General features: G+C 42.8%; 12 protein-coding genes. 7 read left to right on the forward strand and 5 right to left on the reverse strand.

What is annotated here, in order from left to right:
- Positions 1–24 precede the first annotated feature (24 nt).
- From ACT3QR_RS08380 to mmsB, 5 genes are all read left to right on the forward strand, one after another.
- The gene (locus ACT3QR_RS08380) at positions 25–1,509 is read left to right on the forward strand and encodes a CoA-acylating methylmalonate-semialdehyde dehydrogenase (RefSeq protein ID WP_444520891.1); all 1,485 of its coding nucleotides are present in this window, start codon (positions 25–27) and stop codon (positions 1,507–1,509) included.
- Between the two features lie 219 nt (positions 1,510–1,728).
- Positions 1,729–2,889 (forward strand): acyl-CoA dehydrogenase family protein, encoded by a 1,161-nt coding sequence (locus ACT3QR_RS08385; protein ID WP_444520892.1) that lies wholly within the window; start codon positions 1,729–1,731, stop codon positions 2,887–2,889.
- Positions 2,890–2,921: 32 nt separating this feature from the next.
- Positions 2,922–3,704, forward strand: coding sequence for an enoyl-CoA hydratase (locus ACT3QR_RS08390; protein WP_444520893.1), 783 nt, complete (start codon positions 2,922–2,924; stop codon positions 3,702–3,704).
- Between the two features lie 55 nt (positions 3,705–3,759).
- Positions 3,760–5,007 carry an enoyl-CoA hydratase/isomerase family protein gene (locus ACT3QR_RS08395; protein WP_444520894.1) on the forward strand — a complete coding sequence of 416 codons (1,248 nt, stop codon included), beginning with the start codon at positions 3,760–3,762 and terminating at the stop codon, positions 5,005–5,007.
- Between the two features lie 107 nt (positions 5,008–5,114).
- Positions 5,115–6,059 carry a 3-hydroxyisobutyrate dehydrogenase gene (mmsB, locus tag ACT3QR_RS08400; RefSeq protein WP_444520895.1) on the forward strand — a complete coding sequence of 315 codons (945 nt, stop codon included), beginning with the start codon at positions 5,115–5,117 and terminating at the stop codon, positions 6,057–6,059.
- Positions 6,060–6,218: 159 nt separating this feature from the next.
- Here mmsB and ACT3QR_RS08405 read toward each other — a convergent pair whose 3' ends face one another.
- Complete coding sequence (locus ACT3QR_RS08405; RefSeq protein ID WP_444520896.1) at positions 6,219–6,977, reverse strand: IclR family transcriptional regulator; 759 nt, start codon at positions 6,975–6,977, stop codon at positions 6,219–6,221.
- 594 nt (positions 6,978–7,571) lie between these two features.
- Here ACT3QR_RS08405 and ACT3QR_RS08410 point away from each other — a divergent pair.
- Positions 7,572–8,465, forward strand: coding sequence for a hypothetical protein (locus ACT3QR_RS08410; RefSeq protein ID WP_444520897.1), 894 nt, complete (start codon positions 7,572–7,574; stop codon positions 8,463–8,465).
- A 135-nt stretch (positions 8,466–8,600) separates the two neighbouring features.
- Here ACT3QR_RS08410 and ACT3QR_RS08415 read toward each other — a convergent pair whose 3' ends face one another.
- The 3 genes from ACT3QR_RS08415 to ACT3QR_RS08425 all read right to left on the reverse strand — a co-directional run bounded on the left by ACT3QR_RS08415 (position 8,601) and on the right by ACT3QR_RS08425 (position 10,901).
- On the reverse strand, positions 8,601–9,221 hold the full coding sequence (locus ACT3QR_RS08415; protein ID WP_444520898.1) for a 4'-phosphopantetheinyl transferase family protein: 621 nt from the start codon (positions 9,219–9,221) through the stop codon (positions 8,601–8,603).
- Between the two features lie 411 nt (positions 9,222–9,632).
- Entirely contained in the window at positions 9,633–10,151 is a 519-nt protein-coding gene (pal, locus tag ACT3QR_RS08420; RefSeq protein ID WP_444520899.1) for a peptidoglycan-associated lipoprotein Pal, read from the reverse strand.
- Positions 10,152–10,292: 141 nt separating this feature from the next.
- Positions 10,293–10,901 carry a DUF6231 family protein gene (locus ACT3QR_RS08425; protein WP_444520900.1) on the reverse strand — a complete coding sequence of 203 codons (609 nt, stop codon included), beginning with the start codon at positions 10,899–10,901 and terminating at the stop codon, positions 10,293–10,295.
- A gap of 408 nt (positions 10,902–11,309) precedes the next feature.
- Here ACT3QR_RS08425 and pepN point away from each other — a divergent pair, with 408 nt between their 5' ends.
- The gene (gene pepN, locus ACT3QR_RS08430; protein WP_444520954.1) at positions 11,310–13,910 is read left to right on the forward strand and encodes an aminopeptidase N; all 2,601 of its coding nucleotides are present in this window, start codon (positions 11,310–11,312) and stop codon (positions 13,908–13,910) included.
- 96 nt (positions 13,911–14,006) lie between these two features.
- On the opposite strand, the gene ACT3QR_RS08435 is transcribed toward pepN, so the two are convergent.
- The gene (locus ACT3QR_RS08435) at positions 14,007–15,089 is read right to left on the reverse strand and encodes a 3-deoxy-7-phosphoheptulonate synthase (protein WP_444520901.1); all 1,083 of its coding nucleotides are present in this window, start codon (positions 15,087–15,089) and stop codon (positions 14,007–14,009) included.
- Positions 15,090–15,434: the final 345 nt, after the last annotated feature.

Below are 15,434 nucleotides of genomic sequence, written 5' to 3' on the forward strand. Positions count from 1 at the left end.
TCGCAAAAAAGATAAGGATATCTTATGCACCACGTTCAACAGCTCATCAATGGTCAGTTCGTACAATCAAATACTGATGAATGGATTGATATCAACGATCCAGCAACTCAAGAAGTCATCGCTAAAGCGCCACAAACCACCAATGATGAGATCAACCAAGCAGTTGCCGCCGCACAAACAGCGTTCGAAACATGGCGCAAGACGCCAATTACCACGCGAGCGCGTATCTTTTTGAAGTATCAGTCTCTGATTCGTGATCACATGGATGAGTTGGCAGAAGTTTTGACCGCAGAGCAAGGTAAGACAATTGCTGATGCACGCGGTGATGTGTTCCGCGGTTTAGAAGTGGTAGAGCATGCCGCTGGTATTGCCAATTTACAAATTGGCGATTTTGTAGAAAACGTTGCATCAGGTGTCGATACTTATAGTATTTGGCAGCCACTCGGTGTTTGTGCTGGTATCACACCATTCAACTTTCCAGCGATGATTCCGCTATGGATGTTCCCAATGGCGATTGCTACGGGTAATACATTCATCCTAAAACCTTCTGAACAAGATCCGATGGTAACCATGCGCTTGGTCGAGCTTGCGATTGAAGCGGGCGTACCAGAAGGTGTACTTAACGTGGTACATGGTGGCAAAGCAACCGTCGATGCTATTTGTGACCATCCAGATATCAAAGCTGTTTCTTTCGTGGGTTCTACTCATGTTGGTAAACATGTCTATGAGCGTGCAAGTCAGTCAGGTAAGCGTGCACAATGCATGATGGGTGCCAAAAACCACGGCGTTATCCTGCCAGATGCCAATAAAGAGCAAACACTCAATCAGCTAGCAGGTGCAGCATTTGGTGCAGCTGGTCAACGCTGTATGGCGCTGTCGGTGGTTGTACTAGTAGGCGCAGCTGGTGAATGGATCGATGAGATTAAAGCAAAAGCAGAAAGTTTGGTTGTCTCAGCTGGCAAACATGACAAAGACTTGGGACCGTTGATTTCGCCTGCCGCAAAAGCTCGTGTCGAGCACTTGATTGGAACTGGGGTAGAAGAGGGTGCAAGCTTAATTCTTGATGGTCGCGGGATTACCGTTGAAGGATATGAGAAGGGCAACTTTGTAGGACCGACTATTTTTGATAACGTTACAAGCGACATGCAAATTTATCAACAAGAAATCTTCGGCCCAGTACTCTGTATCATGCGTGCTAATAGCTTGGACGAAGCGATTGAATTATTGAACGCCAATCCACATGGTAATGGTACGGCGATCTTCACTCAGTCAGGGGCAGCCGCACACAAATTCCAACAAGACATTCAAGTCGGTCAAATCGGTATTAACCTACCAATTCCTGTGCCGCTACCAATGTTCTCATTCTCAGGTTCACGCGGTAGTAAACTTGGTGACCTAGGTCCTTATGGTAAGCAAGCCGTACAGTTTTACACTCAGACAAAGACAGTGACTGCACGTTGGTTTGACGATGAAGCGAGCCGCAGTGTCAATACAACAATTTCAATTTAATCGTCAGCTCATTGTGTTTTCAGTATGATATTTTGTGTTTTGGGTATGACGATAATGTGGCTTGCGGTACTATTGAGCGTAGTTCTATTATCGTTATACCGCTATCATGTCGCGCTAATGCCTTATAAAATCTCTGATCAATATTTTTATTAGCGCTTTGATTAATACTTATCTGAGGATTAAGCCCTCTATTTGATCTATAAGAACAAGGATGACTCTATGGATTTTTCATTGACCGATGACCAAGTCGCTTTTCGCCAAACGGCTCGTCAGTTTGCACAAAAAGAGCTAAAGCCAAACGCAGCTGAATGGGATCGCAACTCACATTTCCCAGTAGATGTAATCAAAAAATCTGGTGAGCTTGGCTTTTTAGGGCTATACACCAATCCAGAATATGATGGTTTGGGCCTACCAAGACTGGACTCAGCAATGGTATTCGAAGAGCTTGCCTGGGGTGATACGGCTGTAGCAGCGTATATGAGTATTCATAATATGGCCGCATGGATGATTGGTGAGTATGGCAGCGATACACTATGCAAAAAATATCTCCCCAATATGGTCAGCGGTGAATGGCTTGGCAGCTATTGCCTAACAGAACCAAATGCAGGGTCTGATGCAGCCTCCTTACGTACCAAGGCTGAAAAGCAAGATGAGCATTACGTGCTGAACGGTGAAAAAACCTTTATCTCTGGTGCAGGCTCAACCGATGTATTGGTAGTCATGGCGCGTACTGGTGGTGCTGGTCCAAAAGGCGTGTCAGCGTTCGTGGTAGATGCTAATAGTGCTGGTATCGAATATGGCAAAAACGAGCACAAAATGGGCTGGAAAGCACAACCAACACGGACGATTAGTTTCAAAGATGTAAAAGTTCCAGTAGAAAACCTGATAGATGAGGAAGGTCAAGGCTTTCGTATTGCGATGAAAGGACTCGATGGTGGCCGTATCAATATTGGTATTTGTGCGGTAGGTACGGCACAGGCTGCGTTAGAGACGGCAACCAGTTATGTACAAGAGCGTAGCCAATTTGGTAGCCCGATTGCTAGTTTGCAATCGGTACAGTTTAAACTTGCTGACATGTTGACGCAGACCATCGCCGCGCGCCAAATGCTGTATCTAGCAGCTGATAAAGTCGACAACAACGATGGACAAGCGTCTACCTATTGCGCAATGGCAAAACGTTTATCTACGGATCTTTGTTTTGATGTTACCAATGAAGCGCTGCAACTACACGGTGGCTATGGTTATCTAAACGAGTATCCACTTGAGCGTCATGTACGAGACTTACGTGTGCATCAAATATTGGAAGGCACCAATGAGATCATGCGAGTGATTATTTCACGTCAAGTTATGCAGGATGAAGGATTAAATCAGCTACGCTAATTTATCTCGCCTTACTGAAACAAGGATGTTTTATGACAGATTATACAAATTTAAAGCTATCAATTGATGGCAATACTGCAACACTGACGTTGAGCAACCCACCTGCGCATACGTGGACGATGGAGAGTTTGTCTGCGCTTAAGCAGCTCATTGCAGACCTCAATGCCAATGATGATGTTTACGCCTTAATCGTACACGGTGATGGTGAAAAGTTCTTCTCAGCTGGTGCAGATTTAAACAACTTCTCAGACGGCGATAAAGGTCGTGCTATAAGCATGGCAATTGCATTTGGCGAAGCGTTCGAATCGCTATCTGCCTACCGCGGTGTGAGTATCGCCGTCATCAACGGTTATGCGATGGGCGGCGGGCTTGAATGTGCACTTGCATGTGATATTCGTATCGCAGAAGTGCACGCACAAATGGCACTGCCAGAGACAGGTGTAGGGTTATTGCCATGTGCTGGTGGCACGCAAAATCTACCTATGCTAGTAGGGGAAGGTTGGGCCAAGCGCATGATACTGTGCGGTGAGCGGGTCGATGCAGATACGGCATTGCGTATTGGTCTGGTCGAAGAGATCGCATCAAAAGGTGAAGGGTTGCAAATCGCTCAGGACTTAGCAAAAAAAGTCGCTAAGCAATCACCCGTCGCTGTCAGTTATTCTAAGAAACTTATTCAAGCGGCAAGAGACACCCCGCCTGCACAAAATCTCATACATGAGCGTGAAGCTTTCGTGAAGTTGTTTGATACCAAGGATCAGCGCGAAGGTGTACAAGCTTTTTTAGAAAAGCGTAAACCCACTTGGCAAAACAAATAAACAGCGGTTAAAACGCTTTAGCCATCTTTATTATTTAATTTTGTAGGTCACTTTTATGACAGCAGCTACGCCAGCGACAAACGATACTAAACAAGAAGCGTCTGTATTGTTCAATACCGAGCCGACAGATTGCGGGCATTTGATTGGGATTATGACCCTCAACACACCCAAATCGCTTAATGCGCTTAGCGTTGATATATGTCAATTGCTCTCAGCGCAGCTAGAGCAGTGGCAAGCCGACGATCAAGTAGTCGCGCTTGTACTAAAAGGCGCAGGGGATAAAGCGTTCTGTGCAGGCGGCGATATCCGTAAGCTCTACGACAGTATGTCTACTGATGCACCAATACCTAACCCTTATGCTACTGAGTTTTTCAGTCATGAATATCGTCTCTATCGTCAAATGCATTTTTATGCAAAGCCACTGATACTTTGGGGTGACGGTATTATCATGGGCGGCGGTATGGGGCTAATGGCAGGATGTAGTCATCGTCTGGTCACTGAGCGCACACGTTTTGCCATGCCTGAAGTCACCATTGGACTGTTCCCTGATGCTTCTGGCAGTTGGTTTTTGCAGCGTATACCTGCCAAGACAGGTTTGTTCTTAGGACTAACGGGAGCGATGTGTAATGGTAGCGATGCGCTATTGGCTAATTTGGCAGAGTATGCCGTTGCCAGCCACGACTATGATGCCGTCATGCAGCGCCTCAAACAGAGCGAATGGAACACGGTAGATAACGCAAATAGTTCAAACACATGCCATGATAATAGTGCGCATAGTATTGTCAGCCGTGCGTTGGCTGAGCTACCAGTAGCCGAACTACCTGATAGCAAGCTTGCAACATACTGGCAGCCTATTCAAAAACTGATGAACAGTGGCGGTATGGCTGATATTGATGGGATGCTACAAAGCGACGAAGCACTCGAACAGCTAAATCAAGACTTTGCAGCAGATAGCTGGACGCAGCGAGCAGTTGCGACCTATCGTCATGGTTGCCCAGTAACGGCCGCATTAACCTATGCGCTGTATCAAAAAGTCGCTGACCTATCGATTGAACAGGTGTTGTATTTAGAAACCAATGTCGCAGTACATTGTGCAGCCAATCCTGACTTTAAAGAAGGCGTACGGGCATTATTGATTGATAAAGATAGAAGTCCTAAGTGGTCGCGCTCATTAGCAGATTGTTTAAGTGTAGAAGGGCAGGCGTATATCGATCAGCACTTTGGCGATCCTTATCCAAAAGGTGAGCATCCTTTGAGCGATTGGTTAGGTAGTGAGGCACTAGGCAGTCAAATTGTTCGCTAACTGTCTAAAAGACATTTATAACGTAAGGTACAAGCAAGATTCACTAATAAAGACTATTAAATAGTAGGTAGCAATAGCTACATTACAAATCATCAAGGAGTGATGAGATGGGTACAAAGGGTACAAGTACAATGAATAATGACAGCACTAAACCAAATATCGCCTTCATTGGTCTTGGTAACATGGGTGCGCCAATGGCAGAAAACTTATTAAAGGCAGGTTATACACTCTCTGTTTTTGATTTGTCTGATGCAGCTACTAATCGTTTGCAACAAGCAGGGGCTAGCGTTGCAGAAAGTCCCAAAGATGCTGCAAGCAACGCTCAAGTTGTGATTAGCATGTTACCTGCAGGTCAGCATGTGCATTCTGTATATCTAGGCGATAGTGGTGCTAATGGTTTATTGGCAGAACTGCCAAAAGGTACGCTTGTGATTGACAGTAGTACGATTGCGGCAGCTGATGCAAGAACAGTAGCAGAGACAGCAAGTAAGCTTGGTATTGAATTTTTAGATGCACCAGTCTCTGGTGGTACGGGCGGAGCGATTGCTGGTAGCTTAACCTTTATTGTCGGTGGCGACGATGATGCTTTTGCCAAAGCTGAGCCGATACTAGCAGTAATGGGGAAAAATATCTTTCATGCAGGCGAGCATGGAGCAGGACAAGTCGCAAAAATTTGCAACAACATGCTGTTAGGTATTTTGATGGCAGGAACGGCAGAGGCGATTAATCTAGGAGTTAAGAATGGCTTAGACCCCAAAGTGCTATCAGATATCATGCTACAAAGCTCGGGTCGTAATTGGACTTTGGAAGTCTATAATCCTTACCCGCAAGTAATGGAAAACGTTCCTTCTAGTAATGGTTATCAAGGCGGCTTTATGAGCAAGCTCATGCAAAAAGACCTGAACCTTGCGATGCAGACAGCTCAAAATACTGAAGTAGAAACGCCAATGGGTGCTAAAGCAACAGAGTTGTATGCCTCACATATGGTAGAGAATGGCGACAAAGACTTTTCTAGTATTATTGGACGTCATGACGTTTCACTATTGTCTTAAACATAACGCCCTTAATTATCATATTTCTTAGTTATAGCAAGATTAAGAATTTTCAGTGTCACTAGCAGTGACGTTAATCAAAGAAATGCATTTACCAATAAGAAAAAGGTCTACGCTAAAACCATAGTGTAGACCTTTTTTGGTGACCAATTTTCTGGGTTAGCTTTGAAGATCGTAGACGAGCGCCTGAATATCTTGTGCCGCTTTTTGCAGGCGTGGTACATGAGTCAGAAGATCGTCGAGTGACACCCGTATGGTTGGTGCATGTAGATAGAGAGAAGCCAAATAGCGTGATTTTTTGTCTAGTATAGGCACAGCCACTGCGACCATTTCAGAGATAAACTCTTCATTGTCAATGCCGATACCAGTATCAGCAATACGATCAAGCTCGGCATTTAATGCATCGATATCGGTGATAGTATTTTTGGTAAACTTATCTAGTGGTAACCCTTGTAGTATTTTCATACGGCTAGTCGTAGATAATTGGCTCAAATAGAGCTTACCAGTTGCTGTACACCACATGGGCGACTTTGCACCGACAGGAAGATAAATCTGTAGTGGTAAGGTAGTCTGAGCACGGTTGGTATAAATCATATCCATATGATAGGGAATACCAATACCGCAAGTTTCCTTTAGTTCGTCAACCAGTTTCTGCAAAATCATCTGCCGCTCGTTGAAAAATAATCGTTGTTGCCATAGCTCAACGCTCAAATTGCGTACGCGTTTACCAGGAATAATGCCACCACCAATTTCAACCGTCAAAAAACCATCATCAACCAAGTTTTGAATCAATCTATGGATGGTTGGTTTAGGGATATCTAACTCTTGTGAGAGCTCCAGTGGGGAAAGCGGTTTTGAGGCATAGGACACTGCCTCTATGATTTCTAATACACGGGTAATCGACGATACTTTAGGCATATTATATATGGCTCAGTTGGAGTAAAGAAATAAAGCAGACAGCATCACAGCTTTTTCATAAATTAGACAAACAGTGATAACACTGACGTTCTATAACAAATCTATTATGACAACTAATTTAGCATAATATTGGCTTGAGGCAAGCGTTAGTCTCGTCATCTGAGACAATTTATATCGTTTTATTTGCTAGTGTGCATTTTTTATATAAGTAACAATAGAAACGTCAACTCACAAGGCACAATATTCTGTAAGAATAATCCATATAACTGTCATTGAATCACAAAGCGCTTTAAATAATTATATGGACATATTTTGCAATACCTTTACATAAACATTAAGCAGGCTAACTATCATGTTCATGCTGTTTGGTTACTTTAAGGACGTTATGTAACATAAAGGCGAATTTTTGCAGATTGGTGTAGCAATTATTACAGTACCTATGCAATCTTTACATAACGGCAAATAAAAACAGCAACAGTAGGGGTGACTTTTTAAGTCAGAATTGTTTTAATCACCTCAACAAAATGATGGTTTAAAAAAGCACAATCATCGTTTTCTATGGGCGGGTTTATTTTACACTTTAGGAGAACAATTATGAAATTAGTTAAATTGACAGCTATCTCTGCTGCTGTTCTAGGTTCGACTGCTGCAATGGCGGCTGAGCCAGTTGTCGTTGTTGATAACAACGCTGCAGTTGCATATGAAGCTGAGCCAGTAGCTGTAGCATATGAAGCAGAAACTGAAGCAAACACTACTAACACTGGTGTTGTTGGTAAAACTGCAGGCGCTGTTCGCAATACTACTGGTGCGGTACTTGGTGGTACTAAGACTTTGTTCCAAACTGCTATCAACCCAGCATCAGTTAGTGCTGAAGTTGGTACTTTAGGTTATGGTGCTAACATTGGTTGGTCAATGAATGAGAACACTGAACTGCAAGCTGGTTGGGCAGGTGGCGATGTTGCTGACCTTTTCGGCGGTGACTTTGATGCAGACGACGTAAACTATGATGTAGATGCTGACTTCAGCAACCCGTACCTAGGTGTGCAATTACGCCCTGCTAGCAACTGGTTCACAGTTGGCGCTGGTATCATCGTTCCTGATAACGATTTTGATGTAACTGCTAATTCTGAAGGCGGTACTTACAAAATTAATGACGTCTCATACAATGCAGATGAAGTAGGTACTCTACAAGGTACTATGGAGCATCGTAACAAACTAGCTCCTTATGCTACTATCGGCTTCCGTCCTAACATCACTAATAACTTCGGTGTGTTTGGTGAGATTGGTGCTGCTTATATGGGCAAAACAGATGCTACAGTAAATGCAACTGACCCAGATAACCTTGTAAGTATTTCTAATGGTGTTTCTGATGTACCTTCTGGTCTAAACGCTGGTCAAGTTGCTAAACTTGCTGAGCAAGAGCTAGAAGATAAAGATTGGTTAGAGTGGTTACCAATCGTTAAAGTCGGTGCAACTTACCGTTTCTAATCTAATCACAGTTTAAATGCTGTCATTAGTAGAAAACAAAAAACGATCCTATTTAGGGTCGTTTTTTTATGCTTAAAATAAAGTATTGAAAGGTATTATAAAAACTAGGACTAAACTTTATTCAGAAAATTTTGCTTAAAAAACGACAACAGTTTGCTGAGATTGTAACGCGGTAATGCGGTAGGTAGATTGGCAATTCGTATCCTCAATAGCACTGAGTATAGAAGGAGAGTTAATTTCTTTGTTATTTTCAATTAAGCTAGGGATCAGGTAAGAGTAATCCATACCCAAGCCTTGAGCTAGGGTATATTGGTTCACTTTGATAAAACTTTCTTTTATTTGCCATAACAGTTTGGCAGTGCGTTCACATTGATTTATAGGTAGCTCCTGTAATACGGCCAGCTCGCTCTCTGAGTAGAAACGATTGACTACATGCCACGCAATATTATTGCTCTCTATATCGATACCAACAGGACGCTGACGACTAATAACGACAGCTATTTTGCTGTTTAAACGCGTAAAACTTATCTGATTTAATTCTGTGCTTTGCTTTGAGATGCCAGCTCCTGTATGGCTAAAGCATACATAATGCTGACTATTAACGAGCCGATAGGGAAAGCTTGACTCATCTAAGGTATCATTGATTTCTAACTTTTTAAGCAGCTCTTTTAATAGTTGCCTAACGCCCTGCCGCTGCTGCTGACGTTGCCTGCGCGCTAGTGCAGGCACCGACCGTGATGTTACTGTTTTTGCCATATGGTAGTGCCAATTTAGGTTACTGAACTTTATGATGTCTGTATACGGCGTATTACATGGCAATAACCATAAGGACTTACTCCATAAACTTCTAGTCACTAAATGACTTATCAGCTCGCTCACTTGAGCTGTCGCACACCATGTCGTGGTATCGAGTTGGGTATATTTTATCTCGGTAAGGTTGGAAGTTAGCATATATTACTAGCCATCGAAAACGATTATTATAGAATTGAATATATAAGAATGTGTAAGTTTGAAATCTATGTATTTGATACATAGATAGTCATACAATAGCTATATTTAAATAATTTATATCTAATTAACCTACTAAAAATATCGAAAGCCCAGCAATATATCATTACTGGGCTTTTGTTAAACTACCGAGCGCTATAAATAACGTTAAATCACAATTTAGTAAGACAGCTCAGCACGACGGTTTTGTGCATACACGTCTTCAGTGTTACCAGCTGCTGCAGGGCGCTCTTCACCATAGCTAATGACACGGATATTGTTTGCAGCAACACCTTGAGCCGCAAGGTAGTTACGTGCAGCTTGTGCGCGTCGCTCACCTAGTGCCATGTTATACTCACGGCTACCACGCTCATCAGTATGACCTGCAACAACAACCCCAGCTGTTGGATTTGATTTTAGCAAGTTCACGTGTTGGTTAAGGACGCTCGCTGATTGAGCAGTGATTTCGCTGCTATCGAAGGCAAAGTAGACCACTGCTTGGATATTCTCAGCGCCAGTGATGACAGCGTTTGAGTTATCAACGATAACTGCACCATTATAGCCAACTTGTCCACCTGGGATACCTAGCGGAGCAACCACCACTTCTGAGGTAGTACGCTTGGTAGCACAACCAGTGGTGAAGGCAACAGCGCTTGATAGCATAGCAAGAACAGCGATCTTAGAAAAACTGATTGACATGACGAGCTCCTGAAATTTTAATTAAATTTGTTTTTTTAAACTGCTTCCGATAAACCTTATGCAATCTCTATCTATAATATACTAAATGTTAATTTATGTAAGTATTTTTACTGTAAGTTTAGAGAGATAAAATAGAGTATCTTACCAGCGGTGTTTACCCCAGTTTTCAGGGTTGGCCCAGTAATCAGCATTGAGCCAATTTGGTAATTGTTTATAGTCATACAAATTAAATTGCCAGAGCGTCGCAGTGGTGGTTGATGAAGTAATAGATTGAATATCATCTACATTTAGAGATGGCTCATTTAAAATGTCAAATGGTGTAAAGCCGTAAGGCTTTAAGTCTATCGAGCTGTCTAGGGCAATCAGCAAATGTGCTGCATACAGGTCACGATAGCGCATCAGTAACGGCAGATAATGTTGAGTCAGCTCTTCTGAAAAAGTTGGTAACCAAAAGCAAGCAAGCTCATAACGGTCGAGCGTATTTTGTTTAACAAGCTCTGATAACGTTGATAAATGGCTTGCATTCAAACTCGTCTCAGTATTCTTATTAGTAGATGTAATCTTATCAAGTTGTGCTTGTAGTTCTAACAAACCTGCATCGTTATGTGTTACCCACAATGTATCATTCTTATTTTTGCTCTGGTCAGGTGTCAAGTTTGTCTGAGTGATCAACGAAGGTAGTAGTGCATCAACATACTCTACAAGTAAAGGTAGGGTAATGTCTGCGCGTTTCACCGTATTTTTTGTCATATAATAGGCCGTTAATTAATTGATTGGTAATCAGTACGACTATTAAATCATTTTAAATGACATTATCCAATGGATAACGTACGTTTCATATTTAAATCATCTTGAACCGACGATATCTTAATCGGCATACTTGAAATTTAGCGATTTAGGTCAATCTAGCTATAAGCAAGCCCAACGATAAAGTCAATTTAGTAATAGAAGTCAGCTTAGGATTAGCTAAAAAGCTTTATCTATATAGCGAGTTTATGTAATTAGCATGCAGATAAAGCCTTTATTTACGCTAAAATCTTACAAAATAGTGAAATGACACTTCATCGCCAGTACAAATAATTTATAACCAAATTTCCAATAATAATAGGACACCATATGTCTACTGCTGAAACCGATGCACAAATCATCAATCCTGAAATGCCAGATGTGCCGCCTCATGCACCAAGCAAGATTAATCTAAAAGACTATACGAAACCAATTTTTGATGTCGAGACAGTACATCTAGATATTAAGCTATTTGAAGACTATGCGCAGGTAGACAGTACGCTTGAGATGGTACGCCAAACAGCAGGGGACATTGTTTTATTTGGTGAGTCATTAGAGCTGCTAACGATTACGATGAACGGTAAGGCGTTGACCACTGAGGATTATCAGCAGGAAGCAGGCAAGTTAACGATTTATAACGCTCCTGAGCGAGCTACTCTAGACATTCAAGTACGTATCTGCCCACAGACCAATACAGCGCTTGAAGGTTTATATATGGCTGGTAGTGGTGACGACACGATGTTTGTGACTCAGTGCGAGCCAGAGGGTTTTCGTAAGATAACTTTTTATCCAGACCGCCCTGATGTGCTAGCGATATTTACCACGCGACTTGAGGCAGATAAGCGTTATCCGACGTTATTGGCCAATGGTAACTTAGTTGAAGCGGGTGAAGTAACCGATGCGCCCGACCGGCATTACGCCATCTGGCATGATCCAACCAATAAGCCAAGTTATCTATTTGCCTGTGTGGTTGCTGATTTAGATGTATTGACCGATTCTTATACAACTAGCGAAGGCCGCGAAGTATTGCTTGAGCTGTATGCCAAGTCTGCTGATATTGATAAATGCGATGTCGGTATGCAGGCTTTAAAAGATGCTATGAAGTGGGATGAGGTTAATTACGGGCGGGCCTATGATTTGGATCGCTATATGATAGTAGCGGTCAGCCAATTCAATATGGGGGCGATGGAAAATAAAGGTCTGAATATTTTTAACACCGCTTGTGTGTTATCTAGCCCTGAGACGACCACCGATGCACGCAGCTTTAGTGTAAAAGCCATTATCGCTCATGAGTATTTTCATAATTGGACTGGTAACCGTATCACCTGCCGTGATTGGTTTCAGCTGTGCTTGAAAGAAGGTTTTACCGTTTATCGTGATCAGTCATTTTCAGCAGATCAGCAGTCAAGTGCGGTACAGCGTATCGATGACGTAGCGACTCTACGTGCTCATCAATTCAGCGAAGATGCAGGTCCATTAGCACATCCAGTGCGTCCAGAGAGCTTTGTTGAGATTAATAATTTTTATACGACGACTGTCTATGAGAAAGGCGCTGAAATTGTGCGTATGATTGCCAATACGTTAGGGCCAGATGATTTCCGCAAAGGTACCGATGAATATTTTCGTCGTTATGATGGACAAGCGGTAACAGTTGAGGACTTCTTATCAGCACTTAGTATCACTGATGATAAAATAGAGAATTTCATTGATTGGTATCGTCAACCTGGTACGCCAGTGGTATCAGGATCTCAAACCTACGATAGCGCCGCGCAGACGCTGACCATTACTCTGAATCAGCAGACACGCCACGTGAAAGGCTTCGATGCGCCAAAACCATTACCGATACCCGTAGCAACGGCACTATTTGACAAAAACTCAGGCGCTATCGTTGCTGAGCGTATGTTATTGCTTAATGAGGCAACGCAGACTTTTGTCTTTGAAAATGTTGCAAGCGAGCCTGTCGTGTCTTTACTACGTAATTTTAGCGCGCCAGTACAGCTCAATTACGACTACCAAGATGCAGATTTGGCATTTTTGCTCAAGCATGAAACTAATGGGTTTAACCGCTGGCAAGTAACCCAAATGCTGGTCAATCGTATTTTGCTGCAAGGACAAGGTACGAAGAGCAGCCCTGATGTATATTTAGAAGCATTGGCGCAGACGTTGCCTGTTTTAGCTGCTGACGATGCCATGCTGGCGGCACGGCTACTTGATATTCCATCAGCGCAAGAGTTGGCTTCTGCTATTTCTAAAGACTACGATCCAGTGCTGGTTAAAGAGCAACGCGATGGGCTATATAAGCAAGTAGCTGATAAATTAAAAGACCAATGGGCTGAGCTATACAACAACTTACCAATGCAGTCTTATGAAGACAGCGCTGAAGCTCGAGGCATTCGCGCGCTACGTAATGTCGTGCTTGATATGGCGTTGACTGCCAATGTAGATGATGCAGCCGACTGGGCACAGCAGCAGTATGACAATGCGAGCTGTATGACTGAGCGCTTCGGTGCATTGAAAGCAATGGTCAATCATCAATTGGTAGATGCAGATAAGTACTTAGCGGACTTCTATGAGCGTTTCCAAGCAAATGATCTGGTTATCGATTTGTGGTTCAGTGTACAAGCTGCCGCCGACGATGTAACGCCTGATATGGTGAAGTCGCTACTGACGCACACAGACTTCGATTGGAATACGCCCAACCGCGTTCGTTCAGTAATCAGTGCCTTTAGCTCACAACCGACGGTACTCTGGACAGCAGAGGGCCTAGAGATGTATACAGGCGTAATTCAGAAATTAGATGATGCCAATCCTGTACTAGCGTCGCGCTTACTACAAGTATTGGCACGCTGGAATACATTGGCTGAGCCTCGCCGTCAAATGGCACACGAGCAGCTGATAGATTTACAAAAAAATGTCTCATCTAAACATGTGCTCGAAAGCTTAGAGAGTGTGTTAGGTGCTGCAAAGAGTTAATTAAAATAGAATGTTCATAAATAAAAAGCCCCTTTTGCATTAATGCGAAAGGGGCTTTTTATTATGTGCTTAACAACAAACTATCGCTGATAGCTATTAGCGATTTGGTAGCACATCTTTTACCATATCACGTAATTCACGTAATGCTGTAACGGTGCTATCCCAATCTAGGCAGCCATCGGTGATCGATTTGCCATACTCAAGCTGACTCAAATCAGCAGTCAGTTTTTGATTGCCGCCTTTTAAATGGCTCTCAATCATCATACCGATAATTGATTTATTACCATTTTGAATTTGCTCGGCAACGTTTTTGATAACCATCGGTTGTAGGTAAGGATCTTTACCTGAGTTGGCATGGCTTGAGTCAATCATAATCTTACTATTGGTTTTGCCTTTTGCCAGCTCATTTTCAACTTGAGCAACTGCAGTTTCATCATAGTTAGGCTTGCCATTACCACCGCGAAGCACTACATGCGCGTAAGGGTTGCCTTTAGATTTGATGATAGAGACTTTACCATCTGACGATAGACCTAAGAAGCTATGACCTTCTTTAACCGCTTGCATGGCATTTACAGCAACCGTCATACCGCCATCAGTACCGTTCTTAAAGCCTACTGGACATGACAAACCTGAGCTCATTTCACGATGTGTTTGGCTCTCAGTAGTACGTGCGCCAATGGCTGACCAACTGATGAGATCTTGCATGTATTGCGGCGTATTTGGATCAAGTGCTTCAGTCGCACAAGGCAAGCCTTTTTCGTTCAGATCAAGTAGCAATTTACGAGCTGTGCGCAAGCCTTTTTCTATATCAAAGCTGTCATTCATGTCAGGGTCGTTGATCATGCCTTTCCAGCCAACCGTTGTACGAGGTTTTTCGAAGTAAACACGCATAACCACAAACACACTGTCTTCGATTTCTTTTGCCAATACGGCCAAACGATCGGCATATTCGTGAGCGGCTTTGATATCGTGAATAGAGCAGGGGCCAATGACCACAAACAGACGCTTGTCTTTACCATCCAAGATATCTTGAATAGTATTACGACCTTTTAGTACGGTGTTATACGCGTCGTCTGATAAAGGCAGCTCGGATTTTAGCTCGGCGGGGGTAATCAAAGGAATAAATTTTTCAATATTCACGTCGTCAATATCTGCATTATGGGTAACTGATGTTGTCATGGTTATATATCGTCTAGCTGATTTATAGGAACATTCATTATGCGGACAAAAGTGTTGGTTGACAAGGGTAGTCGAGCAGTTAATTGACTGATAACTGGAATGTGGAAAACAAAACTTAGTTATACTTATAGAGACTTAGTGTGATGTTTGGCCTTCTAAATGCACGTTTAGCATTTGGTTTTTCTATCTATTAATAAGAGTTGCTTGAGTTTTTTATGCATAACACTCAGATTTTATGTGTGAATTTCGCTATTTGTATCATCGTCAAGTATGATGGCAACATTAGCGATGGGTCGTCAAAACTATGGTGTTAAAATAGTACGGATGGGTGCGCACATTGTCCGT

Origin of the sequence: Psychrobacter sp. AOP7-B1-25, from assembly GCF_052376195.1 — a bacterium.
Taxonomy (GTDB): domain Bacteria; phylum Pseudomonadota; class Gammaproteobacteria; order Pseudomonadales; family Moraxellaceae; genus Psychrobacter.

Excerpts from the sequence above, each read along its gene's own strand:
- pal (WP_444520899.1), bottom strand. The coding sequence starts at position 10,151 with ATGTCAATCAGTTTTTCTAAGATCGCTGTTCTTGCTATGCTATCAAGC.
- ACT3QR_RS08390 (WP_444520893.1), top strand. The coding sequence starts at position 2,922 with ATGACAGATTATACAAATTTAAAGCTATCAATTGATGGCAATACTGCA.
- ACT3QR_RS08425 (WP_444520900.1), bottom strand. The coding sequence starts at position 10,901 with ATGACAAAAAATACGGTGAAACGCGCAGACATTACCCTACCTTTACTT.
- ACT3QR_RS08395 (WP_444520894.1), top strand. The coding sequence starts at position 3,760 with ATGACAGCAGCTACGCCAGCGACAAACGATACTAAACAAGAAGCGTCT.
- ACT3QR_RS08415 (WP_444520898.1), bottom strand. The coding sequence starts at position 9,221 with ATGGCAAAAACAGTAACATCACGGTCGGTGCCTGCACTAGCGCGCAGG.
- ACT3QR_RS08385 (WP_444520892.1), top strand. The coding sequence starts at position 1,729 with ATGGATTTTTCATTGACCGATGACCAAGTCGCTTTTCGCCAAACGGCT.
- ACT3QR_RS08410 (WP_444520897.1), top strand. The coding sequence starts at position 7,572 with ATGAAATTAGTTAAATTGACAGCTATCTCTGCTGCTGTTCTAGGTTCG.
- ACT3QR_RS08435 (WP_444520901.1), bottom strand. The coding sequence starts at position 15,089 with ATGACAACATCAGTTACCCATAATGCAGATATTGACGACGTGAATATT.
- pepN (WP_444520954.1), top strand. The coding sequence starts at position 11,310 with ATGCCAGATGTGCCGCCTCATGCACCAAGCAAGATTAATCTAAAAGAC.
- ACT3QR_RS08405 (WP_444520896.1), bottom strand. The coding sequence starts at position 6,977 with ATGCCTAAAGTATCGTCGATTACCCGTGTATTAGAAATCATAGAGGCA.
- mmsB (WP_444520895.1), top strand. The coding sequence starts at position 5,115 with ATGGGTACAAAGGGTACAAGTACAATGAATAATGACAGCACTAAACCA.
- ACT3QR_RS08380 (WP_444520891.1), top strand. The coding sequence starts at position 25 with ATGCACCACGTTCAACAGCTCATCAATGGTCAGTTCGTACAATCAAAT.